General features: G+C 58.2%; 28 protein-coding genes and 1 pseudogene. 14 read left to right on the top strand and 15 right to left on the bottom strand.

Annotation, left to right across the window (positions count from 1 at the left end):
- Positions 1-33: 33 nt before the first annotated feature.
- The 4 genes from OSW16_RS16790 to OSW16_RS16775 all read right to left on the bottom strand — a co-directional run bounded on the left by OSW16_RS16790 (position 34) and on the right by OSW16_RS16775 (position 2452).
- The gene (locus OSW16_RS16790; protein WP_267816975.1) at positions 34-438 is read right to left on the bottom strand and encodes a tautomerase family protein; all 405 of its coding nucleotides are present in this window, start codon (positions 436-438) and stop codon (positions 34-36) included.
- 85 nt (positions 439-523) lie between these two features.
- Complete coding sequence (locus tag OSW16_RS16785; protein ID WP_267816973.1) at positions 524-910, bottom strand: PaaI family thioesterase; 387 nt, start codon at positions 908-910, stop codon at positions 524-526.
- On the bottom strand, positions 907-1188 hold the full coding sequence (locus OSW16_RS16780) for a hypothetical protein (RefSeq protein WP_418942015.1): 282 nt from the start codon (positions 1186-1188) through the stop codon (positions 907-909). Before OSW16_RS16780 ends, OSW16_RS16785 begins: the two co-directional genes overlap by 4 nt.
- Before the next feature lie 361 nt (positions 1189-1549).
- Positions 1550-2452: a LysR family transcriptional regulator gene (locus OSW16_RS16775; protein ID WP_267816968.1), complete on the bottom strand. Its 903-nt coding sequence runs from the start codon at positions 2450-2452 to the stop codon at positions 1550-1552.
- Between the two features lie 130 nt (positions 2453-2582).
- On the opposite strand from OSW16_RS16775, the gene OSW16_RS16770 reads away from it, so the two are divergent.
- From OSW16_RS16770 to OSW16_RS16760, 3 genes are all read left to right on the top strand, one after another.
- A complete protein-coding gene (locus tag OSW16_RS16770; RefSeq protein WP_267816966.1) occupies positions 2583-3329 on the top strand; it encodes an SDR family oxidoreductase in 747 nt (248 codons plus the stop codon).
- 101 nt (positions 3330-3430) lie between these two features.
- Positions 3431-4114, top strand: a complete 684-nt coding sequence (locus OSW16_RS16765) for a glutathione S-transferase family protein (protein ID WP_267816964.1) — start codon at positions 3431-3433, stop codon at positions 4112-4114.
- A 77-nt stretch (positions 4115-4191) separates the two neighbouring features.
- Positions 4192-4941: a YkgJ family cysteine cluster protein gene (locus tag OSW16_RS16760; protein WP_267816963.1), complete on the top strand. Its 750-nt coding sequence runs from the start codon at positions 4192-4194 to the stop codon at positions 4939-4941.
- Between the two features lie 241 nt (positions 4942-5182).
- Here the strand turns inward: OSW16_RS16760 and OSW16_RS16755 are convergent, their stop codons facing one another.
- Complete coding sequence (locus OSW16_RS16755; protein ID WP_267824012.1) at positions 5183-5608, bottom strand: MFS transporter; 426 nt, start codon at positions 5606-5608, stop codon at positions 5183-5185.
- Positions 5512-5898 (bottom strand): hypothetical protein, encoded by a 387-nt coding sequence (locus OSW16_RS16750; RefSeq protein ID WP_267816961.1) that lies wholly within the window; start codon positions 5896-5898, stop codon positions 5512-5514. Before OSW16_RS16750 ends, OSW16_RS16755 begins: the two co-directional genes overlap by 97 nt.
- Positions 5899-6107: 209 nt before the next feature.
- Here OSW16_RS16750 and OSW16_RS16745 point away from each other — a divergent pair, with 209 nt between their 5' ends.
- The 3 genes from OSW16_RS16745 (at position 6108) to OSW16_RS16735 (ending at position 8350) form a co-directional block, all read left to right on the top strand.
- On the top strand, positions 6108-6638 hold the full coding sequence (locus OSW16_RS16745) for a PaaI family thioesterase (protein ID WP_267816959.1): 531 nt from the start codon (positions 6108-6110) through the stop codon (positions 6636-6638).
- Positions 6639-6806: 168 nt separating this feature from the next.
- The gene (locus OSW16_RS16740; protein WP_267824010.1) at positions 6807-7793 is read left to right on the top strand and encodes an aldo/keto reductase; all 987 of its coding nucleotides are present in this window, start codon (positions 6807-6809) and stop codon (positions 7791-7793) included.
- A 104-nt stretch (positions 7794-7897) separates the two neighbouring features.
- Positions 7898-8350, top strand: coding sequence for a MarR family winged helix-turn-helix transcriptional regulator (locus OSW16_RS16735; protein ID WP_267816957.1), 453 nt, complete (start codon positions 7898-7900; stop codon positions 8348-8350).
- A gap of 25 nt (positions 8351-8375) precedes the next feature.
- On the opposite strand, the pseudogene OSW16_RS16730 reads toward OSW16_RS16735, so the two are convergent.
- A pseudogene (locus tag OSW16_RS16730) lies at positions 8376-8771 on the bottom strand (transposase); the annotation flags it as partial.
- A gap of 476 nt (positions 8772-9247) precedes the next feature.
- Here OSW16_RS16730 and OSW16_RS16725 point away from each other — a divergent pair.
- The 3 genes from OSW16_RS16725 to OSW16_RS16715 are packed head-to-tail and all read left to right on the top strand — an operon-like array spanning position 9248 to position 12223.
- Complete coding sequence (locus OSW16_RS16725) at positions 9248-10408, top strand: two-component system sensor histidine kinase NtrB (RefSeq protein ID WP_267816955.1); 1161 nt, start codon at positions 9248-9250, stop codon at positions 10406-10408.
- A gap of 5 nt (positions 10409-10413) precedes the next feature.
- Positions 10414-11859 (top strand): ATPase domain-containing protein, encoded by a 1446-nt coding sequence (locus OSW16_RS16720; protein WP_267816953.1) that lies wholly within the window; start codon positions 10414-10416, stop codon positions 11857-11859.
- A gap of 10 nt (positions 11860-11869) precedes the next feature.
- The gene (locus OSW16_RS16715) at positions 11870-12223 is read left to right on the top strand and encodes a response regulator (RefSeq protein WP_012315048.1); all 354 of its coding nucleotides are present in this window, start codon (positions 11870-11872) and stop codon (positions 12221-12223) included.
- Between the two features lie 62 nt (positions 12224-12285).
- Here OSW16_RS16715 and csrA read toward each other — a convergent pair whose 3' ends face one another.
- The 8 genes from csrA to OSW16_RS16675 form a co-directional block, all read right to left on the bottom strand.
- Entirely contained in the window at positions 12286-12483 is a 198-nt protein-coding gene (gene csrA, locus OSW16_RS16710) for a carbon storage regulator CsrA (protein ID WP_012315047.1), read from the bottom strand.
- 252 nt (positions 12484-12735) lie between these two features.
- On the bottom strand, positions 12736-13758 hold the full coding sequence (locus tag OSW16_RS16705) for a DNA topoisomerase IB (RefSeq protein ID WP_241805341.1): 1023 nt from the start codon (positions 13756-13758) through the stop codon (positions 12736-12738).
- Positions 13759-13815: 57 nt separating this feature from the next.
- Entirely contained in the window at positions 13816-14907 is a 1092-nt protein-coding gene (modC, locus tag OSW16_RS16700) for a molybdenum ABC transporter ATP-binding protein (protein ID WP_267816949.1), read from the bottom strand.
- Between the two features lies 1 nt (position 14908).
- A complete protein-coding gene (modB, locus tag OSW16_RS16695; protein WP_267816947.1) occupies positions 14909-15589 on the bottom strand; it encodes a molybdate ABC transporter permease subunit in 681 nt (226 codons plus the stop codon).
- A complete protein-coding gene (modA, locus tag OSW16_RS16690) occupies positions 15589-16347 on the bottom strand; it encodes a molybdate ABC transporter substrate-binding protein (RefSeq protein ID WP_267816945.1) in 759 nt (252 codons plus the stop codon). Before modA ends, modB begins: the two co-directional genes overlap by 1 nt.
- 138 nt (positions 16348-16485) lie before the next feature.
- On the bottom strand, positions 16486-17562 hold the full coding sequence (locus OSW16_RS16685) for an NAD(P)H-dependent flavin oxidoreductase (protein WP_267816943.1): 1077 nt from the start codon (positions 17560-17562) through the stop codon (positions 16486-16488).
- Between the two features lie 18 nt (positions 17563-17580).
- Positions 17581-17751 (bottom strand): hypothetical protein, encoded by a 171-nt coding sequence (locus tag OSW16_RS16680; RefSeq protein WP_241805336.1) that lies wholly within the window; start codon positions 17749-17751, stop codon positions 17581-17583.
- Between the two features lie 7 nt (positions 17752-17758).
- Positions 17759-18061 (bottom strand): DUF1883 domain-containing protein, encoded by a 303-nt coding sequence (locus tag OSW16_RS16675; RefSeq protein ID WP_241805335.1) that lies wholly within the window; start codon positions 18059-18061, stop codon positions 17759-17761.
- 160 nt (positions 18062-18221) lie between these two features.
- Between OSW16_RS16675 and OSW16_RS16670 the strand changes: the two genes are divergently transcribed.
- From OSW16_RS16670 to galU, 5 genes are all read left to right on the top strand, one after another.
- On the top strand, positions 18222-18581 hold the full coding sequence (locus OSW16_RS16670) for a hypothetical protein (protein ID WP_267816941.1): 360 nt from the start codon (positions 18222-18224) through the stop codon (positions 18579-18581).
- Between the two features lie 145 nt (positions 18582-18726).
- The gene (locus OSW16_RS16665) at positions 18727-19377 is read left to right on the top strand and encodes a c-type cytochrome (protein WP_267816939.1); all 651 of its coding nucleotides are present in this window, start codon (positions 18727-18729) and stop codon (positions 19375-19377) included.
- Positions 19374-20306: a c-type cytochrome gene (locus OSW16_RS16660; RefSeq protein ID WP_267816937.1), complete on the top strand. Its 933-nt coding sequence runs from the start codon at positions 19374-19376 to the stop codon at positions 20304-20306. Before OSW16_RS16665 ends, OSW16_RS16660 begins: the two co-directional genes overlap by 4 nt.
- A gap of 99 nt (positions 20307-20405) precedes the next feature.
- A complete protein-coding gene (locus OSW16_RS16655; protein ID WP_267816935.1) occupies positions 20406-21767 on the top strand; it encodes a UDP-glucose dehydrogenase family protein in 1362 nt (453 codons plus the stop codon).
- A 48-nt stretch (positions 21768-21815) separates the two neighbouring features.
- The gene (galU, locus tag OSW16_RS16650) at positions 21816-22655 is read left to right on the top strand and encodes a UTP--glucose-1-phosphate uridylyltransferase GalU (RefSeq protein WP_012315035.1); all 840 of its coding nucleotides are present in this window, start codon (positions 21816-21818) and stop codon (positions 22653-22655) included.
- Positions 22656-22805: the final 150 nt, after the last annotated feature.

Below are 22805 nucleotides of genomic sequence, written 5' to 3'. Positions count from 1 at the left end.
GGGGTATAAGACTCCCAAGCCTTAGAGCTCAAATCACCACTTGGGACTACCTTCCGCTAGCTGTAATTCGCCTCTGCCAAACGAAAAGTTCTCGTTTGGTGCTGGAATCAGTGCTACAAAAATGTCGTCAGGGGATATATCTACTGCCTCGCAAACCAATCTATTCAAGGTGCTAACCAGAGCTCTCTTGTCTTCGAGCGGCCTGTGAGCGCCCAATAGCACGGTTACGATCATTGCATTTTTAGGGTCACGATTCATGTCCATGAATGTGGGATGTATGAAGAGTTCATCATTCCCGTGCTCGCTCAGCACAACAAAGTGATCCCCTTGAGGTATGCCCAGGCCCTGTACAAGAGTTTGGTTAAATGCATTCGCGATTGAGCGTTTCTCTTCTGAGGAGAAACGATCTTTTGGTAGGTATGCGGTGAAGACTGGCATTTTAAGTTCCTCTAACGTGGCTTAGGGGTTGATGTTCACTCTATCTCTTGATTTTGAGATATTCCTTGGGCTCTAATGTGGCAGTTTAGGAGGGTATATGTGTGGTCGTCATGTCTAAGAGGAGCCGACCTTGATCACTCTCTACAGTTGTACGTATGGTCGAAACCTTGCGGCCTCTCTTAACGAAGCGGGCTGTAGCAATTAATCTGCCTTCGCTCGAGTTGCTCAGCATATTTGCTGAAAGGTTGATGGCTAGAGGGAATCCTGCCATGCCTTTTTCAGGCGAAGCGCCCTGCAGTGCAAGGGTGGTCGCTACGACATCAGCGAACCAAATCATCGCCCCAGCGTGTACAGTACCAAATGGGTTGCGAATGCCATCAGTGATTAGAGCTTGACCTTGGGCTTCGCTTTCCGATACGAGCGAGACATCAAACTCTAAAGTACCTTTATAGTGCTTGTTGAAGTCATTCATAATTCAGATAGCCTCCTGAAAAGTTCATCCAAGCCTTTATCTAACTCAAGCTTGGTTCCACTTCCTAGTAAATCGGAAATCCGCTGCTGTGCATTACTCCAATAGGGAGTTGCCTCGCGGACTATCTCAAGACCCAGATTGGAGATTTCTACCAAGGTTGAGCGCTTGTCGCCGCCCTGGGTCAACATGACCCAATGGTGACTCTTCAGGGTTGCCAGTGCCCGAGAAATGGAGGTGTGGTCTGAGCCCAGGTAATCAGCCAGGCTCGTCACCGTCATGGTTCCATTTTTCTTAAGCGCTGAGAGCAGACTGAACTGCGTGACTCGCAGGCCTACGGGACGCAAGGCGTCATCGTAGAGCTGCGAAATATGTCTAGAAAGCCGCCTGACGCGGAAGCATGTGCAATCGAGATTCATTTTTCCAAGGTACGTGCATATGCACGTAATGGTCAACGGATTTTTGGTCTTTGGTAGGCTTCACTCATCTCCAGCACCACGACGTGCTGCCAAGGCCTGCTGCTGTAGGCTAATCGCTTCGCCGATGGGGGCGTAGATGAGGAATCATGATCCAGGGCGTCAAATAATAGCCTGCAGCCAGTAACGAGATCGGCGGGAGGCAGCAGGCTCGTAAACACATTAGCTAGGGTGAGGCATGACATTCGTCAATCACGGGACTGTTGGCGAATGCTTCCGCTATGAATTCCATGAATACCAGCGCTCTTTTAGGCATTAGCCGATCCGCAATGTAAACAAACTGGATAGGTACGGGAGGCGGATAAAACTCCTGAAGTATCAGTTTAAGATTTCCATTGCTCAACCCCGCCTCGTATAGCCATTGGGGCCCTTGTGCTATCCCCACACCCGTATTGACCAACTCTCGGGTAGCTTCTGGAGAGTTTACTCTGAGCTTTCCGGTGACAGCTATGTCCACATTGCGAAAACGCCATGTGGCCCCGGTATTTAATAATGTATAAATTATACAGTCATGATTTTCGAGGTCTTGCGGCGTCGAAGGGGTGCCACGCTTGGCCAAATAATCTGAGCTAGCGACGCATACACGCTTGAATGAACCTAATTGTTTAGTTCTAAGTGTCTTGTCATCGAAGTGACCGATCCGCAGTGCTAGGTCAGCACCCTCATCTACAAGGTTTACGAAGCGATCATTAATCTGCAGATCTAGGGTCATTTCCGGATAAAGGCTTAGAAATCTGGGTATTTCAGGAACGATAAAGGTATGTGCCAGAGCAGTAGGGCAGGCCACCCTCAGCAAGCCAGAAGGCGTAATGTCGTTCTTCAGTGCCGATTCCGATTCAGCAACAGCATCGAGGATTCGACGTGCATCCGCATAGTACCGCTCTCCTTCCGGCGTAAGGGACAGTTTCCTGGTGGATCTGTGAAGTAACCGGGTCTTCAGATGATCTTCCAAGGCGGCTACGTAGCGGCTTACGTTCGGTTGGCCAAGGCCTAAATCTCGACCTGCCGACGAGAAGCTACCCGTTTCCACAGTGCGTACAAAGCATGTCATCAGTAGCAGACGATCCACGTTCCATTCTCCGATTTATGCTTTGAGGGCATGAATGCTATTCAATTTTGCCATCTTATCAATTTTCCGGCATGGGTACATAGTACACCTAACCGGGGCATGAAGGCCCCGCACACCAGGAGAATTTCCAATGGCAAGATTGCAAGGCAAACGCGCACTGATCACCGGTGGCACCAGCGGAATTGGTCTCGAAGCCGCTAAACATTTTCTGAATGAGGGGGCCAGAGTTGTCGTTACAGGCGTGAACCCAGATTCAATCGCTAAAGCTAAGAATCAGCTAGGGAGCGAGGTACTTGTGCTCCAGGCGGAATCCGCTGACGTGGAAGCCCAGAAAAAACTCGCTCTCGACATCCGTGATCATTTTGGACAGCTTGATATCGCTTTCCTCAATGCTGGTGTTTCTGTATGGATGCCTATGGAAGCGTGGAGTGAAGAGATGTTTGATCGGTCTTTTGACGTCAATGTCAAAGGGCCTTACTTCCTGATCCAGGCACTCCTGCCGGTGTTCGCAAATCCGGCTTCCGTAGTATTGAATACTTCTGTGAGTGTTCATGTGGGTGATGCCAACTCTTCGGTTTACGCGGCGACCAAAGCAGCGCTGCTGAATATGTCGAAAACACTTTCAACAGAGCTGCTTGATCGCGGTGTTCGTCTGAATGCTGTGAGTCCTGGTCCTGTGGATACACCACTTTATGACAAGCTCGGTATTCCAGTTGAGTACAGGGAGCAGGTAAACGCTGAAATCGTTTCTTCCATTCCCGCAGGTCGTTTCGGCACGCCAGAAGAGATCGCCAAAGCGGTAGTGTACCTAGCATCTGATGAGTCCAAATGGACGATTGGGTCTGAAATCATCGTAGACGGCGGACGCCGACTGTAAAAGTCCTAACCTATTACTTCAGCGTTTGGGCGAGACAGTGTGCGGCCTAGTAGGCCTAGATGTATTCGCTGTCCCGCCTCCTTTCAATATAGGCCTCTGAAATGCCCAGTAACCTCAAGCTCGTGAGCCATGGTTTGTGTCCGTTTGTCCAGCGTGTCGCAATTGCCTTGCTCGAGAAAAATATTGCCTTCGAGCGTGAAACCATCGATTTGGCTAATAAGCCAGAATGGTTCCTCGCAATCTCTCCGTCCGGCAAGGTACCGCTGTTGATCCTAGGTGAAGAGGAGGGGAGTCAAACTATTTTATTTGAAAGTTTTCCGATATGTGAATTTATTGAAGACGAGTATCGCCAGGTGCCATTGCACCCGAGTGATCCTTTGAAACGAGCTAAACATCGAGCATGGATGGAGTTCGCCACAGCGGCGATGGGGGACGTTTGGGGAATGATTAATTCTCCCGATAAAGAGGGTTTCGCTCATAAGGCCTCCGAGCTTCGTGGGAAACTAATTAAACTTGATTCTGCCTTGGTCGCCGGGCCGTACTTTGAAGGGGCTGAATTCAGTATGGTCGATGTTGTAATGGCACCAATTTTCAGGTTTTTTGAAGTGCTTAACTCTTCAGCCCAGAATATTGTGCTGGAGGGGCTCCCTCGAGTTGAAGCTTGGAGACAATCGCTAATGACTCGCCCAAGCGTACGTCAGGCTGTATCTGCGGACTATTCTGAAAATTTAAGAAAATTTCTGATTGGTAAAAGTGCGTTCGTGGTCAGTGATTGTCCCGCTTAGTTAATTTTGCTTGAAAGGTGCTGCCTTGCTAGGTCAATTTTGCAAGTGGTGCGCCGAGAGCGCTTTCGAGTTCTTCTATGGAAAACACAGCTATCCGGTTTGCCTGCAACGGGTGTGGGGTTTGCTGCAAAGGTCGGCTGATTCCACTCACGCTGTATGAAACGAGGCAGTGGCTAAAGAGAGGGCATGAGGTAGCAATTCTACTTGAGGCATTTGATGAGCTTCATTGGAGTTCAAACCAGCAGGAGTTAGCTCATGCTAAAGGCAGAGCCGTGGAGGTCATCTGTGGTGACGCCTCTATCCATGTCATTGCAGTATTCGCGGGCAATGCCCTAAATAGCTGTCAGAATCTGGGCGAAAACAACCTTTGCAGTATCTATGATGAACGCCCATTGGTGTGTCGAATCTATCCTGCGGAAATAAACCCATTCATCACTCTGGATCCTGCGAGCAAAATTTGTCCGCCTGAGGTATGGGAGGGTGGTGAAGTGTTATTTACTGACCGTATCATTGACCCCATTCTGCAGAATAAGATTGAGCGCTCTCGAAAGGCAGATAGGGAGGATGCTCGCGCTAAAATCGCTCTATGCGAAATCTTGGGACTCAATGTTGCTGCGTGGAAAGGTAACGCATTGAGTGTATACCTGCTTGATCGAGAACAGCTACTCGAAGCCTATGCTTTCTACGACACACTCATGAGAGCCATCCATATTCGAACGGATTGGAAAGTCCGAGTCGACACTCCAGTTCTGCGGCAGAAACTTAAACAGTTTGGTGTGGCATTGGATGACCAAGAGACAGCTGACTATATCTTCCATCCACTTTAGCGCTTTGAAAAGTATCAATGCCTATGCGTTCTGAGCGTGCCTTGAGTTGGCCATCTGAGGCAATCGAATCAGCTTCTTCGAACCCCGAACAGTTCCATGTGAACAGCTCATATTGACGGCTTTTTCACTTTGAGCGAAAGGCAAGGTTGTTGTCCAGATATAGGGGGGAGCGAAAGCTCCCCTTTTTTTATGGCTGCAGTTTAGTCCAGTTGCGGTTTGTTCGGGCGTTCCGCCTTGGTCGTTACTCGGCAGTCAAGAAGCACAATAAAGCAGTAGCCATCGCGCCCACGAGCACGACCCCAAGCACCGACAGCGGCGAGCGCCTGTCCGGTGAATGTGTCTCACCCAGGCGTATGCTGTAAATCAGTGCGAGTATCACCGCCGCCATCGCGATGATGATGAACAAAGCCCTCCACCCTAGAGCGTCACTCAAAATGCCGCCGATCAATGGGGAAAACCCTGGAGCAGCTGCCATAGCGACCATGGTTAGGGATAAGGCTCGTGCCAGCCCCTCACCGTCATACAAGTCACGAGCAATGGCACGTGATAAAACTGCCGTACCGCACACGCCTAACGCCTGAATGCTCCGCCCTGCAATGAGTGCGGGTAGAGAATCTGCCAATGCGCGCACGACACTTCCGAGCATGAAAATAGCCAAGCCGGACAGCGCCAGACGTTGCCGGCCAAAGCGATCCGATAACGGACCACTACCAACTGTCCCAATCCGAACACCAGGAAGAAGCTACTCAGTGTTCCACTCAGCTGGCTGATTGAGGCTCCCAGGTCCCGGGCCATTGAAGGGAATACGGGCAGGATGAAGTTCGTTGCCAGTGCCCCCATAGCTGCCAGCGCTGGTAGGAGCAGCACAGCGCCTGTGTGCAACGTCGTGATGTTCGAAGCAGGGTTCGAGCTATCGGTTCGAATAGCAGCTACCTGCGACATTTGGTCGTCGCTCATGTGCTGTTCATTTCTAGCAAATGAATTCTGTACCTCGTCTTGAAGGCGGCCTTGAAAAGCTTCAGGGCTGTCCATGAGCGCGGTGTTCGTGCAGTTACGAATGCCGCGATTTCTCGCGGCTCGGACCAAGCAGGGGTTTGCTGAGGCGATCATACTAGATTATTGTATCTACAACGTTTGCATATGCAACTGTTTGCTAAGGGGGTGTGATGGGAGGATTCGACGAGAGTGTTCGCTGGCTTGCTGAGGAGGAGAGGGTCCGAGTTCGCCTCAGATCTCCTGGCGTGGCATCCGCCGAAGAGGTCGCTAGTCGTTCCGGTATGGAGATGTTCAACGCGATTTTCGATGGTGAGCTCCCACAGCCACCGATGGGAGACACCCTCAGCTTCATACCGATACAGATGAGCCCAGGTGAGGCTGTTTTTCAGGGCCGCCCGCAGGTGCGGCACTACAACCCCATGGGAACGGTTCATGGAGGCTGGTACGCAACGATTCTCGATTCAGCGGTTGGGTGTGCGATCCACACCACGCTACCTGCAGGGAAGGCTTATACGACCCTGGAGCTCAAGGTGAACATGGTGCGGGCCCTGACTGCTGATGTCGCGGTGGTGCGTGCAGAAGGGAAGGTCATCCAGGTGGGGCGACAGGTCGCGATAGCGGAGGGCCGAATTATTGGCCCAGACGGCAAGCTTTATGCGCATGCTACTACCACGTGTTTGATATTCGATTATCGCGCCTGATTTTCGGCGGGCTGAGTTCACCCGCTTTTACGTGTGTAGTTAAAGGAAGAACCTCAACAGCTTGGAGCTTAGCTTTGAGCGGAGCGTTTTTCTGCACCTTTTTGACTGCCTCAAAGTTAACTGCTCTGGGGCATTGGATATAGTCAGTTCTGGAATCGGAGTTTGAATATGAAGTACGTTGCATTTGGAAATACTGGGTTGCGGGTATCCCAGGTATCCCTGGGAACTGGTAATTTCGGCACGGGCTGGGGGCATGGGGCTGATCCAGAAGCCAGCAAGGGCCTCTTTAACGCTTATGCAGAGGCGGGTGGCAATTTCATTGATACTGCTGACATCTACCAGTTTGGCCAATCAGAAGAGCTTGTAGGCGAGCTGCTGAAAGGTCGCCGCGAAGATTTTGTGTTGGCCACAAAGTACACAAACGGTGCTAACCCCAATGCTAACCGCCTGGTGACGGGCAATAGCCGTAAGGCCATGGTTGCGTCGGTCGAAGCAAGCCTCAAGCGCCTGGGGACGGATCGAATCGACATGTATTGGGTGCATCATCCGGACGGTGTGACGTCTCTGGATGAAATCCTGCGTGGCCTCGATGATCTCGCCCGGGCCGGCAAGATTCTGTACGCCGGGTTGTCGAATTTCTCTGCATGGCAGCTCTCGAGGGCTGTGACGATTGCTGAGCTGACCCGCTCCCTGCCGATAGCTGCGGTTCAGTTCGAGCACAGCCTGGTACGCCGCGAGCCCGAGGCCGATATTTTCCCTGCTTCCCAAGCCTTCAACTTGGGCATGGTGACGTGGTCGCCTCTGGGCGGAGGGTTGCTGACCGGGAAATACCGAAAAGGCGAAGCGGGGCGTGCGGAAGCGCTTGGCGGGAAAGCGTTCCAGCCTGAAAACTCGACTCAGAGAACTGAGGTGCTGGACACCGTGATCAAGATCGCCGAGGAGCTGGGCACCACTCCAGGCCAAGTTGCACTCGCCTGGGCAGGTACTCACGGCTCAGTACCAATCATCGGGCCACGGTCGCTGTCTCACCTTGTCGATAACCTTGCCGCCCTGAACTTGCACATGACTCCGGAGCAGATTGATCGCTTGGATGTCGTGAGCAGTTTGAATCCAGCCGCTCCAGCAAGAACGCCGGTTGTGTGGGGTGGAAAGTAAGCTTTCAGGTGTCCCAAGGTGTTTGTCAGCCAGATGTTGCTTGTTGGCTAAGGCGCTTTGGGATATGGTTGCATATACAACTGTTGTAGGTGCAAGTCTGTCTCATGGAAAACATCCGGAAGCCTCAAGGCTGTACCAACCTGAAGCTCAGGCAACTGACGCGAATGGTGACTCGGCATTACGATGGCTACGTCGCTGCGACCGGTTTGAAAAATACTCAGTACGCATTGCTGTCCTATGTCGTAAGGCTTGGCCCAATCCGTCCAGGTGATCTCGCTAGAAGCATGCAAATGGATGCGTCGACGCTGACCCGCAACACTCAGCCATTAGTGGCACATGGGTGGATTGAAATTCAGCCGGGAAAGGACGCCCGGAGTCGCGTTGTGGTAGCCACTGAGGCAGGCCGAGCTAAGCAGGCCGAGGGCCAGAGGGCTTGGAAGCAAGCTCAAGATGCCCTCAATGACAAACTCGGATTAGAGACCGTCGCGATTTTGCACGACATCTTGGACACCGGCATTCAATGCCTGGATTACGGGATTGATAGTGCGAGTGAGTAAAGTCCCTGAGTAGTCCTTAAAGTTATATTTGGTTTTGTATGATACCGGTCATGCCCATGGCCTTGACTAGCTCGTCCACCGAACGCGTTGAAACGCCTTGGATGTAGGCCTCCTGGATGACCGCCGCCATGGCTTTCTCAGCGGTGCGTCGAGGTTCAAGGAAACCAGAGAAATAGCTGCCCTGGCGCAGCTTGAGAATCTTAAGGTCGACGTCGCCTGCGCGGGTCTCCCAAAGACGATCGCGGTAGCCATTACCGCTATTTGTCCGGTCTGGGCTTTTGACATCGAAGCCCGCGCCGCACAGGCCCTCGACGTCGAACTCCATCATGCGCTGGGCAACAAACTGGATCATTTGCTTGAGCAGATCAGCGTCTGTCCCTTTATCAACCAACTCGGTCAGTGCGATAGTGGGCTTGGTCATCGTGGTTTCTCTGGTGAGTGTTTCTTCGCAAACTAAACGTTAGCCAAGAACCACGATGACCATCCTCTTTCGCCCGCAGGGCGCCTTCGGCTGGTTCAGTTGCACCACTTCCCGGGACACGATCGTGTCAAAAAGCAGATTTAAGTCTGCTGTATATACCAACTCCACCGCACTCGCACGCTTGAACCCGGCACGCCTCTGAGCAGAAGGCGCTGCTAATCAGGCGCGCCATATAACCCATTGTTATAGTTGAGTCAACCATAGCGCCTATGATCTAAGAAGTGGGTGGCATTTGCACAGGCGATTGACACCTCGCTGTCATTAGGCCACTGTGCCGTTCCTTACTGGATCCAATAAGTGCAGCGTCTGCGTACCTCGCCAGCCATCATCGTGCTAACGGGTGCATCGTTCGCCCATGCCCGGGGCTACGCTGGCCGCACTCATTACCGCCCAACCGCTGTGCCTGTGGAGTTTGCATGGTTTCAGCCGACTGCATCGCCCCGCCTGCAATGACCGCCAACCGCTACGAGCAGCTGGTGCAGGCTGTGGTGGACTATGCCATTTACATGCTCGACCCTTCTGGTCACGTGGTGTCGTGGAATGCCGGCGCCGAACGGATCAAGGGCTACCGTGCCGACGAGGTGGTAGGCCGGCATTTCTCGCTGTTCTTCACGCCCCAAGACCGCGCTGAAGGGCGCCCTGACTATCTGCTCAAGCAAGCCCTCGAGCTGGGCGTGGCGCAAGATGAGGGTTGGCGGGTACGCAAGGACGGTACGCAATTCTGGGCGTTGGCCGCCCTCGATGTGATCCGCGATGATCTGGGACACATCATTGGCCTGGCCAAGGTCACGCGCGATATTACCGACCGACGCGAATCGGCCTTGCAGCTGGACGCCATGCGTGCCCAGCTGTTCCAGGCGCAAAAGCTCGAGGCGCTGGGCCAATTGACCGGCGGATTGGCGCACGACTTCAACAACCTGCTCACCATCATCATGAGTTCGGCCAAGCTGGCACTGAACAGCCCGGACCCCGTGCGCGTGCAGCGTATGCTGGAGCACATTCTGGATGCAGGCCAGCGTGGTACCGAGCTGACGCAGCAACTGCTGACGTTCGCCAGGCATCGGCAGATGGATGTCACGGTGGTGGCGCCCGCTACGGTACTGGCTTCCACGCGCAGTTTGCTGGAGCACGCCTTGCCGAGCGATATCGAACTGCAAGAGCACCTGCAACCTGACTTGCCCGTGATCGAGGTGGATGCCGGGCAGTTGCAGATGGTACTGCTCAATTTGCTGTTCAATGCCCGCGATGCCGTCAGTGAGCGCGGTACAATCTGTATTGCGCTTGATGCGGTCGAGCTCACGGGCGAAGTAGACGGGCTGCACGGCACGTTCGTGTGCTTTGAAGTGCGCGACTCCGGCGCTGGCATCGACTCCCAAGTGCTGCCACGCATCTTCGAGCCATTTTTCACCACCAAGCCTTTTGGCAAGGGTACAGGTCTCGGGCTCAGTCAGGCCTACGGCTTTGCCAAGCAAAGCAACGGCGCAATCACGGTGCAAAGTACGGTCGGCAAGGGCACCTGCATGCGCCTTTACCTGCCGGCGTCGGAGCACGCTGCGGCTCCTCAACCCCACAGGTAACTCCCATGGTTCAGGCACTCAAGCGGCTGTTGACGGGGATCGAAGGGCTCGATGCCTTGCTCAAGGGCGGCCTGGTCACAGGCGGCTCCTACATCGTTCAGGGCCCACCTGGCGCGGGCAAGACCATCCTCGCCAACCAGTTGGCATGTGGTCATGTACGTACGGGTGGACGAGTGTTGGTTGCCACCCTGCTCAGCGAGTCCCATGAACGGCTTTTTCAGTATCTGGCGACCATGGGGTTCTTCGACTCGGCGCTGATCGGTGACCAGATCCAGTTCGTCAGTGCCTTCGATACCCTCGAAAAGGAGGGGCTCGATGCGGTGGTCAAATTGCTCCGCCAGGAAATTGCCCGGCAGCAAGCCAGCCTGCTGATCGTCGACGGCCTGCTCAATGCCAGGGTCCGCGCGGAAACCACACTGGATACCAAGAAGTTCGTTTCTGAACTGCAGGGGCATGCCGCTTTTGCCGGCTGTACCGTGCTGCTGCTGACCAGTGCCCGGCTCGATGAAGGCAGCCCCGAGCACACCATGGTCGATGGCGTGATCGAACTGGGGGAACAGTTGCTGGGTAGCCGCGCCGTGCGCCATGTGCAACTGCGCAAGACGCGGGGTAGCGGGGCACTGTCCGGGCGCCATGAATGCCTGATCGACGAGGACGGGATCCATGTTTACCCGCGCCTGGAAGCGCTGTACAGCCACCCCAGCCAGTTGGGTTCGGCCACGCTGAGCCAGGTGACCTCGGGCGTAACCGCGCTGGACGAAATGTTGGGCGGCGGGCTGGCCAGTGGTTCGGTGAGTTTGTTGATGGGCCCCTCCGGTGCAGGCAAGACGTCGCTGGGCCTGGCCTTTCTTGGCGCAGCAACCGCCGAAAGCCCTGCGCTGCATTTCGGCTTCTATGAAACACCTGCCAGGGTACGCCTGAAGGCCGCTTCCTTGGGTTACGACTTCGACGCGCTGGAGCGGCAAGGTGCTTTGCAACTGAGCTGGCAGCCGACGACCGAGGGCTTGCTCGACCAGGTCGGTGCCCGCCTGTTGGAACAAGTCCAGCAGCAGGGTAGCAAGCGTGTGCTGATCGACAGCCTGGGCGCATTCAGCCGCCTGGCGACTGATCCGGCACGGCTCAATGCGTTTTTCCGCGCCCTGACTGGCGAGCTGCGCGCACGCGATGTCAGCGTCATGCTCACCTGGGAGATGCGCGACCTGTTCGGCTCGGAAATCACCGCCCCGGCCCCCGACCTGTCGAGCATCGTCGATAACCTGTTATTGATGCGTTTTGTCGAACTGGATTCGCAACTGCGGCGCATGTTGTCAGTGCTCAAGGTGCGTGACAGCCATCATGACCCTGCGCTGCATGAGTTGCATATCGGCCCACAGGGCATTCACCTGCACAAGGCTTTCGAGGGCGCATCCGGTGTGCTCTCGGGTACGCCCGTGCCCCAAGGCAGCGGGTGAAGGGCGGCGGATGAACACTATTCTGATCGTCGATGACGAATACCTGATCGCCGATATCCTGGGCTTTGCCCTGGAGGACGAAGGCTTTCTGGTAGAAAAGGCGAGCAATGGGCGCAAGGCCCTGGAAGCGTTACAGGAAAAACGCGTGGATCTGGTGATCACCGACTACATGATGCCGGTGCTCAACGGCGAAGAGTTGGTACTGGCCATCCGCAAAGAGCTGCAGTTGCCCGACCTCCCTGTGATCCTGATGAGTGGCGCGCAGGCCAGCCAAGGACGCCCGGAGCTGTTCGCTGCGGCGTTCGACAAACCGTTCGACGTGGACAAGTTGATCGCCAAAGTGCGCGAGCTGCTTGGCGCCTGAGGCTCGGGCTGCGGTAGGTACGCAATCGATCAAGCGCGTCCGTGCGGCTTGAAGTGTCGCAATCAGTGTTGATCGTCGTGCTTTTCCGGGGCTGGGCTACCGGCCTGGATACGCTTGAAGATTTCTTCACGGTGCACCTGGACATCCTTTGGTGCATCAATGCCAATCCTCACCTGCATCCCCTTGACGCCCAGAATGGTGACTTTGATGTCATCGTTGATGACGATGCTTTCGCCAACCTTACGGGTGAGTATCAGCATGTAGTTCTCCTTGGTGGTATCGAAATCCACCCGGCAAGTGCCGCAGTGGTGGGAGCCTGTCCCTCTTCCTTCTCATTAAAGACGCTTTCGGCGGATATTAATTCCCCGTAAAGCAAATTCTGTTGTGTGTCTTTAGTTGCAGGTGCCGTGGTGAAACGCGGGTAAGCGTCCGGCGAAGGTGCTCGGTGGCAAGGATAGGGCGCTTCGACCTTAATGTGAAATTTCTCTGCATGATTACAGGTATAGGCTCGTTCAATTGGCTTGTGCTTGCTCCAGTGCCTGCAGAAACAACAGCAATGCCACTTCTTCGGGATCAAGGCCCTTGCGCACGCGGCGGCCAGGAAGCTCTGCCAGGCGTCCCAAGGCGTAATGCTCCAGCACGGCAGGGTGGATATAGCAGCGCCTGCATACGGCCGGGGTGTTACCCAGGCGCGCGGCCACCTGCTTGACGATACTCGCAACCTGGCGCTTGGCCTCGCTCTCCGGCTCCCAGGCCAGCGGCCTGAGCAGGCTCAGCGCCAGGCTGCTACCTGCCCAGGTGCGGTAATCCTTGGCAGTGAAATCGGCACCGGTCAGTTGCTGCAGGAATTGGTTGATCTCACTGGACCCAATGCTGTGCCGCTGGCCTTCTTCGTCCAGGTACTGGAACAGCGCTTGGCCCGGCAGCTCCATGCAACGTTTGAGCAGGTTGGCCAGGCGTCGGTCGCGCAGGGTGACATTGTGTTCCACGCCGCGCTTGCCGCGGAACTGGAAGCGGATGGTGCTGCCCTCGACCTTCACATGGCGGTTGCGCAGCGTGGTCAGGCCGTAGGATTTGTTGTCGCGCAAATAGCGCTGGTTGCCGATGCGGATCAGTGTGTGGTCCAGCAGGCTGACCACCAGTGCCATTACCTTCTCCCGGTCCAGCCCCGGGCGCGCCAGGTGGGTCTCCAGCTGTGCCCGAAGCTTGGGCAATGCCTGGGCGAAGGCCAGCATGCGTCCATATTTGTGTTGATCGCGCAGCTCGCGCCACTGGGCGTGGTAGCGGTATTGCTTGCGGCCACGCGCATCGCGCCCTGTGGCTTGCAGGTGGCCTTGCGGGTCGGCGCAAATCCACACGTCGGTGTAGGCTGGCGGGATCACCAGGGCGGCGATGCGTGCCAGGGTTTCGCTGTCGCGCACCCGCTGGCCTTGGGCATCGAGGTAGATGAAACGGTCGCGCCAGCGGCGCCGGCTCAGGCCGGGCTGGCTATCGTCAACGTAATGCAGGCTGGCGGGTAGGGTGCAGTCAAGCATGGGCGGCAGGCCTCGATCAGGTCACTGATCAATGGACAGCGGCCGCGCGAGTGATGCTCAGCCCAATAGCGCTACCGACTTTATCTGCGCGATCAACGCCTGCCCCGGATGCAGGCCGAGCTGGTCCGCCGAGAAGCGGGTGATGCGCGCCAGCAGGGCATTGCCGCCGGCATCCAGGCTGACCAGCACATGCGCCGGGTTGTCTGCCGGGTGCACGTCACGCACCCGCACGGCCAGCCGGTTAAGGATGCTGGAGGCGCCATCTGGCGATAGCGTCAGGCTGACGTCGCGGGCCTGAATCTTGACCCGCAAGGTGCTGCCCGTTTCGTGCGCCGGGTGGGCAATGCGTAGCACCGGCGCTTGACTGCCAGGCAGGCGCAGGTCGAGCAAGCCGTAATGGGCGTCGTGGTCAACCACCACGCCCTCTAATACCGCGCCGGCATCGTCGCCCTGGGCCAGCGACAGGTCCAGGCGCGCGAGGGTTTGCCCAATCGGGCCGCTGGCCGTTGCCCTGCCTTGCTCCAGCAGCACCAGGTGGTCGGCCAGCCGCGCCACTTCGTCCTGGGCATGGCTGACGTAGATCACAGGAACGTCCAGTTCATCGTGCAGGCGCTCCAGGTAGGGCAGGATCTCGCGCTTGCGCGGCCCGTCCAGTGCGGCCAGGGGCTCATCCATCAATAACAGGCGCGGGCTGCTGAGCAGCGCCCGGGCGATACCCACACGCTGAGCCTCGCCGCCCGACAGGGTTGCCGGTCTGCGTTCGAGCAGGTGGCCGATGCCCAGCAGTTGGCAGGCTTGGTCGAGGTTGACCTTGCGCTCGTCTGGTGCAATTCGCCGCCAGCCGAACGCCAGGTTGCCGCGCACCGACAAATGCGGGAACAGGCTGGCCTCCTGAAACACGTAGCCGACCGGCCGCAGGTGGGGCGCCTGGAAGTAGTTGCGCGCACTGTCTTCCCAGACTTCACCGTTGACCTCGATATAAGCGCTCGCGGCCCTTTCCAGGCCGGCCAGGCAGCGCAGGCACGAGGTTTTGCCCGAGCCGGAATGGCCGAACAGGGCGCTGATGCCGCGCCCTGGCAGTTGCAGGTCGACATCCAAGGTGAAGTCGTCACGCGCAAGCTTGATGCGCGCCACAATCGATCCGCTCATTTCAGCTCCAGCCAGGCTTGCCTCGGCGCCCTGCGTACAGCAGGAGCAGCACCAGGAACGAGAACACCAGCATGGCACCGGCCAGCCAGTGGGCTTGCGTATATTCCATGGCCTCGACGTGATCGAAGATCTGCACCGAGACCACGCGGGTCTTGTCAGGGATGTTGCCGCCAATCATCAGTACCACACCAAACTCGCCTACGGTGTGGGCAAAACCAAGGATGCTGGCGGTGATGAAACCAGGCCGTGCCAGCGGCAGCACCACATGTACGAAGGTGTCCCACGGGCTGGCGCGCAAGGTCGCGGCGACTTCCAGCGGGCGCTGGCCGATGGCAGCGAAGGCGTTCTGCAGCGGTTGCACCACGAACGGCAGGGAGTACACCGTCGAGCCGATCACCAGGCCAGTGAAACTGAACACCACGCTGCCCAGGCCCAGGGCCGCGGTGGCCTGGCCTATCCAGCCATGCGGGCCGAGGGCGATCAGCAGGTAAAACCCGATCACCGTCGGCGGCAGCACCAGCGGCAGCGCAACCACCGCGCCCACCGGCCCGCGCAGCCAAGAGCGCGTACGCGCCAGCCACCAGGCGATGGGCGTGCCGATGAGCAGCAAGATCAGGGTGGTCAGGCTGGCCAGCTTGACGGTCAGCCAGATGGCCCCCAGGTCACTGGCGTCCAGTGGCATCAGCGTTCATAACCATAAGACTTGATGATCGCAGTGGCTTTGGGGCCTTTGAGGTATTCAACCAGTGCCTTGGCCGCCGGGTTATCTTTGCCCTTGTTGAGAATGACGGCGTCCTGGCGGATAGGGTCGTGCAGTTCGGACGGTACGACCCAGGCCGAACCACGGGTGACTTTGCCGTCCTTGTAGATCTGCGACAGGGCGACGAAACCCAGCTCGGCATTGCCGGTGGAGACGAACTGGAAGGCCTGGGTGATGTTCTGGCCTTCGACGATCTTGCCCTGGGTGGCTTGAGCCAAGCCAAGCTTGGCCAGTACTTGTGTGGCGGCCAGGCCGTAGGGCGCCGTTTTCGGGTTGGCGATGGACAGGTGCTTGTACTGGTTTTTCTTCAATACCTCACCTTGGGCGTCAACGTAGCCGTCCTTGGCCGACCACAGGGCCAACGTACCAATGGCGTAGGTGAAGCGCGAGCCGGGGACGATGTCCTTTTCCTGCTCCAGCTTGGCCGGGGTGCTGTCATCGGCGGCGAGGAACACCTCGAACGGCGCGCCGTTCTTGATCTGTGCGTAGAACTGCCCGGTGGCGCCGTAGGCAGCGATCAGCTTATGGCCGGTGTCTTTCTCGAAGTCCTTGGCGATGGCCTGGATCGGCGCGGTGAAGTTTGCGGCGACCGCAACCTGCACCTCGTCGGCCCAGGCGCTGTTGACGGATAGGATGCAGGCGAGGGCAGTGGCGGCCAGGAGGGGCAAGCGTGTACGCATGAAAACAGCTCCTTGGGAGTTCAGGTTATCGTTATAGCGGTAACTATATAGCGATAGCTCTGAAGCCGGAAGGTGCTGCCTGGTTTGATAGCTGAAATTGGCGCACTCCCTTCAGGGGCAGGCACCCCACGCCAGTCGCTAGCGCCCAACCAGTGTCAACGCCCTCTCTGCAATTTCCCGGGTCAGCTGTTCAGCCGGCATCGCCTTGCCCAGCCGCAACGCTTGCCCTGCCCACAAGTTGCTGAAGTCGCTGTTGCCTTGTGGATCGGTGATTGCCCGCAACGGCATCAGCGCGCCGCCAGCCAGGGGGAAGCGTGGCGCCAGTTCACTTATCGGCCCCAGTTCGCGCATGACGCGGTTATTGATGCCGCGTGCCGGGCGCCCGGTGAACAGGTTGGTCAGGGCCGTGTCGCTGGCCGAAGCACTGTCCAGCGCGCGCCGGTGGGCCGTAGACACCTTGGCCTGCGGGCAGAACAGGTAGGCCGTGCCGATTTGCACGGCGCTGGCCCCCAGGGCCAGCGCGGCAACCAGGCCACGAGGGTCAGCGATGCCGCCAGCGGCGATCACCGGCACCCCGACTGCATCGGCAACCTGCGGCACCAGGGCGAAGGTGCCGATCTGGCTGTTGATGTCTTCACTGAGGAACATGCCGCGATGGCCACCGGCTTCACTGCCCATGGCAATGATCGCATCGCAACCCTTGGCCTCCAACCACAGTGCTTCTTCCACCGTAGTGGCGCTGGACAGCACCTTGGCTCCGGTTGCTTTCACACGCTGCAGCAGCGCAGCGTCGGGCAGGCCGAAGTGGAAGCTCACCACCTCCGGGCGCAGTTGTTCGACCCACTGGCAGCTGTGCTCGTCAAAGGGGGCGCGATTGGACACCGGGGTGGGAGCCTCGAAGTCGGCGCCCACTTCGGTGTAGTACGGCTTGAGTGCCAGCTTCCAGCGCTTGTCGCGGTCGACGTCAGGGGCTGGCGGCTGGTGGCAGAAGAAATTCAGGTTCAGCGGGGCGCTCGGGCAAGCGCTGCGAAAGGCTGCGATCTCGTCGCGCACCTGCTCGCCGGTGAGCATGGCGCAGGGCAGGGCGCCCAGGCCCCCGGCGTTGGCCACGGCGATGGCCAGGGCCGAGCCGCTGGCGCCGGCCATGGGCGCCTGGAGAATGGGCAACTCGATGCCCAGCAGATCGAGAATACGACGGTCTGGCCAGTTGCTCATGCAGTTCTCCCAGCGGTTTTACAGGGCCTTGCTGACGTGGATCTCGCTGATCTTGTCGGCGTCGTCGCCGTGGATCTTGCGCAGGGCTTCCAGTGCCTGCTCGTGCGAGGCATCGGACATGACGGCGAAGTCCCAGCGGCGTTCGCCGTCGAGCTTGTATTTGATGACGTACTTGATGTTCTGGTTCATGGCGGTCTTATCTGAGTTTGGACGACGAACGACGGATGATCTTGATCTTGTGGGACAAGGTTGGCTTGCGCGTTACCGAGATCGGGCGCGTGGTCACGGTGTCGATGGTGATGTTCCAGAAACCGGTGCTAGGTACCGTGATCTTGGCCGGGAACCGCTCGAAGTGGCCGCCGTGGTAGGTGTGTCGGCCGCCGTTTTTGAAGCTGCGGAAGTTGGCGTCGTTCATCAGGCGGATGTTGCAGCGTTGAGAGCACTCGATGACGACGATGTCGTCCTCGTTGAGATGCTCGCGCTGGTGTACGAATTTCATGGGGTGCTCCGCAAAGTCGGGTTCAGCAAACGCGAACGATACCACGATGTCGGGATTGGCTGGCGCGCCGGATGGCGTGGGGCTAGATAAATCTGCCAAAGCACGGAGCAAAAGTGCCTGGCCGTGGTCTGATGCATTCCTGATAGCTGAGGTATGCCAAATGAAGTGGATGGTGGCGGCGTTGTCCCTGACGCTGGGTGGTTGTGTCAGCGTTTCCGAGCTGGAGCAGTCGCACGAAACGATGGATGTGATCTCTGGCAAGACGCCCCGCGAGTATGCCGACTGTGTCAAGAAGGAGCTGGCGAACACCCGTGATCCGTTGGTCGAAGAGCAGCGCGGCGATGGCCTGCGCTTGATCGTGCCGCAAAAGCTGACGGCCGGCGCCGGGCCAGCGGCACTGGTGGATATCGATGAACGTGGCAGCGGCAGCAGCATCAAGCTGCATGAACGCTTGAACAACTTCCCACTGCGTTTGGGCGATGTGCGCACTGCGGCGACCAAGTGCATCTCTGGCGGTTGATCTGGCTCAAGTAAAACGCGGTTAACAAGGCCAATTGCCATGTGCTGGTCGTGTTGCCGTTGTTGGCAGTTCCCAGGCGGGGCTAGTATCCATTTGCTTATGTGTTTTAAGCCTAAGCTTATAACAAAAGAAATGGAGATTCGTGATGACCCCGTTGAGTCGAGTCCTGATCGGCAGCCTGCTGATCGTGGCCTGGCCCATGGCGCATGCCGCCGATGGCCAGAAGATCTTCACCCAGGGTGGCGCCAACCCCGCCGCCATGGCTTGCCTGGGCTGCCATGGCCCTGACGGCAAGGGCATAGTCGCCGCTGGCTTCCCACGCCTGGCCGGCCTGCCGGCAGGTTACCTGAGCAAACAGTTGCATGACTGGCGTGCCGGCAGCCGCAAACAAGCGGTGATGGAACCGCTGGCCAAGGCCTTGACCGAGGATGAGATCACGGCCGTCAGCAGCTACCTGGCCGCCCTGCCAGGCGAGCAGGCCCCAGGCGTGCGCCGTCAGCAGATCGCTAACGATCCCACCACCCGCCTGGCGCTTTACGGTGACTGGAGCCGTAACATTCCCGGTTGCGTGCAATGCCATGGTCCTGGTGGCAGTGGTGTGGGCGAGCACTTTCCGCCCCTGGCAGGTCAGCCTGCCAGCTACCTGGCGGCGCAACTCAACGGCTGGCGCGATGGCAGCCGCAGCAACGACCCCAATCAGCTGATGGTCGGCGTGGCCAAGGCCCTGACCGACCAAGAGGTCCAGGCAATCGCAGCATTCTTTGCCAACCCTGCCAGCCAGGAGGTCAAGCCATGAAAGCCGTGAAAGCCAAGAAAGCACTGATGCCAGCGTTGCTGCTGTCGGCCATGGGGCATGCGGTTGCGGCGCCCATCGCCATGGAAGACCAGTCGCAGTTGAACGTTACTGCTGCCAAGGGCTCAGCGCAGTTTGCGCCTCCCGCTGAGCGTGAACTGCCCGACAACGCTTTCGGCAACATGGTGCGCGAGGGCCATGCGCTGTTCGTCGACACCCGCCGACTGATGCCTGAGGCGGTGGGTAACGGCATGAACTGCAGCAACTGCCACCTGGACCAAGGCCGCTTGCCGCACTCCGCGCCGATGTGGGGTGCGTACCCTATGTATCCGGCATATCGCAAGAAAAATGACAAGGTCAACACCTTCGCCGAGCGTATCCAGGGCTGCTTCCAGTTCAGCATGAACGGCAAGCCACCGGCCGCAGACAGCCCGCAGATGACCGCGCTGTCGGTCTATGCCTACTGGTTGGCTACCAAAGCCCCTACAGGGGTGGAGATCGCCGGGCGCGGGTACCCTGAAGTACCGCAACCCAAGGGTGGCTATGACTTCAAGCGCGGTCAGCAGGTCTACCGCGAGCAGTGCGCCATCTGCCACGGGGACGACGGCGAAGGGCAGAAGGTGGCCGACGAATACGTGATGCCGCCGTTGTGGGGCAAGGATTCCTACAACTGGGGCGCCGGCATGCACCGGATCAATACGGCCGCTTCCTTCATCAAGCACAACATGCCGCTGGGCCGGCCAGGCAGCCTGAGTGATCAGCAGGCGTGGGATGTGGCAGCCTGGGTCAACCGCCACGAGCGGCCGCAGGACCCTCGGCTGGTGGAGGGCTCTGTCGAGAAGACCCGGCTGAAGTTTCATGCCAACGACGGCGTCAACCTGTATGGGCAGAAGGTCGACGGGGTGCTGATCGGGCAGGGCACCGGTAGCTGACGCGCTCACCGTTGGCGCACTGTTCTGTCATCGCGCCGTCACCGCTTTGCAACCCCCGGGCGGTAGCAATGTCCGCTATCTCACTCAAGGAGCGCGGCCATGGACCTCTGTGTGATCGGGGCAGGGTATGTAGGGTTGGTGACGGCAGCCTGTTTCGCCGGGATGGGCAACCGGGTGGTGTGCCTGGAGCGCGACCCGCACCGCCTGGCACAGCTGCGGAAGGGCCAGTGTCCGATCCATGAACCGGGGTTGCAGGCACTGCTGCAAGCAGGCGTGGAGCAAGGGCTGCTGAGCTTCAGCGACCAGTGGCAGCCGTCGCTGGCCACGGCGCAGGTGGTGTTCATCGCCGTGGGCACGCCCAGCCTGGAAGACGGCTCGGCCGACCTGCAGCACGTCCTGGCCGTGGCCGACAGCCTTGGCCGCCATTTGCCGCGCAGTTGCCTGGTGGTCAACAAGTCGACCGTGCCGGTCGGCACCGCAGAGCGCGTGGCCCGGCAGGTGATGCAGGGCCTGCGCGAGCGCAGCGCAGGCTTTACCGTCGAGGTGGCGAGCAACCCGGAGTTTCTCAAGGAAGGCAGCGCCATCGACTATTTCATGCGCCCGGACCGCATCATCATAGGTACGGACAACGAGGCCGCACGGCAGTGCTTGCAACGCCTCTACGCGCCCTTTGTGCGCAATCGCGAACGTATCCTGGTGATGTCTCCGCGTGCGGCCGAGTTCAGCAAGTACGCCGCCAACGCCTTCCTGGCCACCAAGATATCGTTCATCAACGAACTGGCCGGGCTGTGCGCCCACCTGGGCGTGGACATCGAGCAGGTGCGCCACGGCATTGGCAGCGACCGGCGCATCGGCAGCCATTTCATCTACGCCGGCTGTGGCTATGGGGGATCGTGCTTCCCGAAGGACATCCGTGCGTTGCTGCGCACAGCCGAGCAGCAAGGTTATCAGCCTGTCATCCTGCGGGCAGTACAGGCCCGCAACGATCAGCAAAAAACCCTGTTGTTCACCGCCCTGCAGCAGCATTTCGGTGGTGTGCTGCGCGGCCGTACCGTGGCGGTATGGGGGCTGGCCTTCAAACCGGGCACCGATGACCTGCGCGAGGCGCCCAGCCTGGTGCTGCTCGATGCGTTGCTGGCCGCAGGCACACGTGTGCAGGCCTGCGATCCGGTGGCGCTGGCCGGGGTTACCGAGCGCTATGCGCAGGCGCTGGCCAGTGGTCAACTGAAGCTGACCGAGGACCCTTACGCCTGCGTGGAAGGTGCCGATGCACTGGCCCTGGTGACTGAATGGAAGCAGTTCCGCCAACCGGATTTCAGCCGTGTGCGTGGGCTGATGCGCATGCCAGTGATATTTGATGGCCGTAATATTTACGATCCCCTGGAACTATCTACACTGGGTTATCTCTATCATGGCATCGGTCGGCCGCAGGCGGGGCATTGTAAGGTGACTGCCGCCTGATTAGACTGCGCCGAATTCCACAGGCTCCGCCTTTGTTTAAGGACGTTTATGATCAAGAAATGCTTGTTCCCGGCAGCCGGTTACGGCACTCGCTTCCTGCCTGCTACCAAAGCCATGCCCAAGGAAATGCTGCCAGTGGTCAACAAGCCACTGATCCAGTATGGCGTTGAAGAGGCCCTGGACGCTGGCCTGAACGAGATTTCCATTGTCACAGGCCGCGGTAAGCGCGCCCTGGAAGACCACTTCGACATCAGCTACGAGCTGGAAAACCAGATCAAGGGCACCGACAAGGAAAAATACCTGGTCGGCATCCGTCGCCTGCTCAACGAGTGCTCGTTCTCCTACACCCGCCAGACCGAAATGAAAGGCCTGGGCCATGCCATCCTGACCGGCCAGCCGCTGATCGGTGACGAACCGTTTGCTGTGGTGCTGGCCGATGACCTGTGCGTCAACCCGGAAGGTGACGGCGTACTGACCCAGATGGTGAAGCTGTACAACCAGTTCCGCTGCTCGATCATCGCCATCCAGGAAGTCGATCCGCAGGAAACCAACAAGTACGGCGTGATTGCCGGCGACATGATCCGCGACGACATCTTCCGTGTGACCAACATGGTCGAGAAGCCTGCCCCGGAAGACGCTCCGTCGAACCTGGCGATCATCGGCCGCTACATCCTGACCCCGGATATCTTCGATATCATCCGTAACACCCCACCGGGCAAAGGCGGCGAGATCCAGATCACTGACGCACTGATGCAGCAGGCGCAGAACGGCTGCGTGATCGCCTACAAGTTCAAGGGCCAGCGTTTCGACTGCGGCGGCGCCGAAGGTTACATCGACGCGACCAACTTCTGCTTCGAGAACTACTACAAGACCGGCAAGGCTTACTGATAAGCCACTGCAGGTCTACGAGCCACCCTTCTGGGTAATGCACTACAGTCAAGCGATTTGGAGCCGCACAGCGGCCCTGAAAATGCTGACTGCCGTGCATTACCCGGCTGGGTGGCTTTTTTGTTTGTGGCGGCCAACGGCGGTATGCTG

The organism is Pseudomonas putida (assembly GCF_026625125.1).
Lineage (GTDB): Bacteria > Pseudomonadota > Gammaproteobacteria > Pseudomonadales > Pseudomonadaceae > Aquipseudomonas > Aquipseudomonas putida_X.
This window is presented reverse-complemented; position numbering and strand designations above follow the sequence as displayed.

Coding starts and splice junctions, on each gene's coding strand:
- OSW16_RS16790 (WP_267816975.1), bottom strand. CDS start 438: ATGCCAGTCTTCACCGCATACCTACCAAAAGATCGTTTCTCCTCAGAA.
- OSW16_RS16785 (WP_267816973.1), bottom strand. CDS start 910: ATGAATGACTTCAACAAGCACTATAAAGGTACTTTAGAGTTTGATGTC.
- OSW16_RS16780 (WP_418942015.1), bottom strand. CDS start 1,188: ATGACGGTGACGAGCCTGGCTGATTACCTGGGCTCAGACCACACCTCC.
- OSW16_RS16770 (WP_267816966.1), top strand. CDS start 2,583: ATGGCAAGATTGCAAGGCAAACGCGCACTGATCACCGGTGGCACCAGC.
- OSW16_RS16765 (WP_267816964.1), top strand. CDS start 3,431: ATGCCCAGTAACCTCAAGCTCGTGAGCCATGGTTTGTGTCCGTTTGTC.
- OSW16_RS16760 (WP_267816963.1), top strand. CDS start 4,192: ATGGAAAACACAGCTATCCGGTTTGCCTGCAACGGGTGTGGGGTTTGC.
- OSW16_RS16750 (WP_267816961.1), bottom strand. CDS start 5,898: ATGAGCGACGACCAAATGTCGCAGGTAGCTGCTATTCGAACCGATAGC.
- OSW16_RS16745 (WP_267816959.1), top strand. CDS start 6,108: ATGGGAGGATTCGACGAGAGTGTTCGCTGGCTTGCTGAGGAGGAGAGG.
- OSW16_RS16740 (WP_267824010.1), top strand. CDS start 6,807: ATGAAGTACGTTGCATTTGGAAATACTGGGTTGCGGGTATCCCAGGTA.
- OSW16_RS16735 (WP_267816957.1), top strand. CDS start 7,898: ATGGAAAACATCCGGAAGCCTCAAGGCTGTACCAACCTGAAGCTCAGG.
- OSW16_RS16725 (WP_267816955.1), top strand. CDS start 9,248: ATGGTTTCAGCCGACTGCATCGCCCCGCCTGCAATGACCGCCAACCGC.
- OSW16_RS16720 (WP_267816953.1), top strand. CDS start 10,414: ATGGTTCAGGCACTCAAGCGGCTGTTGACGGGGATCGAAGGGCTCGAT.
- OSW16_RS16715 (WP_012315048.1), top strand. CDS start 11,870: ATGAACACTATTCTGATCGTCGATGACGAATACCTGATCGCCGATATC.
- csrA (WP_012315047.1), bottom strand. CDS start 12,483: ATGCTGATACTCACCCGTAAGGTTGGCGAAAGCATCGTCATCAACGAT.
- OSW16_RS16705 (WP_241805341.1), bottom strand. CDS start 13,758: ATGCTTGACTGCACCCTACCCGCCAGCCTGCATTACGTTGACGATAGC.
- modC (WP_267816949.1), bottom strand. CDS start 14,907: ATGAGCGGATCGATTGTGGCGCGCATCAAGCTTGCGCGTGACGACTTC.
- modB (WP_267816947.1), bottom strand. CDS start 15,589: ATGCCACTGGACGCCAGTGACCTGGGGGCCATCTGGCTGACCGTCAAG.
- modA (WP_267816945.1), bottom strand. CDS start 16,347: ATGCGTACACGCTTGCCCCTCCTGGCCGCCACTGCCCTCGCCTGCATC.
- OSW16_RS16685 (WP_267816943.1), bottom strand. CDS start 17,562: ATGAGCAACTGGCCAGACCGTCGTATTCTCGATCTGCTGGGCATCGAG.
- OSW16_RS16680 (WP_241805336.1), bottom strand. CDS start 17,751: ATGAACCAGAACATCAAGTACGTCATCAAATACAAGCTCGACGGCGAA.
- OSW16_RS16675 (WP_241805335.1), bottom strand. CDS start 18,061: ATGAAATTCGTACACCAGCGCGAGCATCTCAACGAGGACGACATCGTC.
- OSW16_RS16670 (WP_267816941.1), top strand. CDS start 18,222: ATGAAGTGGATGGTGGCGGCGTTGTCCCTGACGCTGGGTGGTTGTGTC.
- OSW16_RS16665 (WP_267816939.1), top strand. CDS start 18,727: ATGACCCCGTTGAGTCGAGTCCTGATCGGCAGCCTGCTGATCGTGGCC.
- OSW16_RS16660 (WP_267816937.1), top strand. CDS start 19,374: ATGAAAGCCGTGAAAGCCAAGAAAGCACTGATGCCAGCGTTGCTGCTG.
- OSW16_RS16655 (WP_267816935.1), top strand. CDS start 20,406: ATGGACCTCTGTGTGATCGGGGCAGGGTATGTAGGGTTGGTGACGGCA.
- galU (WP_012315035.1), top strand. CDS start 21,816: ATGATCAAGAAATGCTTGTTCCCGGCAGCCGGTTACGGCACTCGCTTC.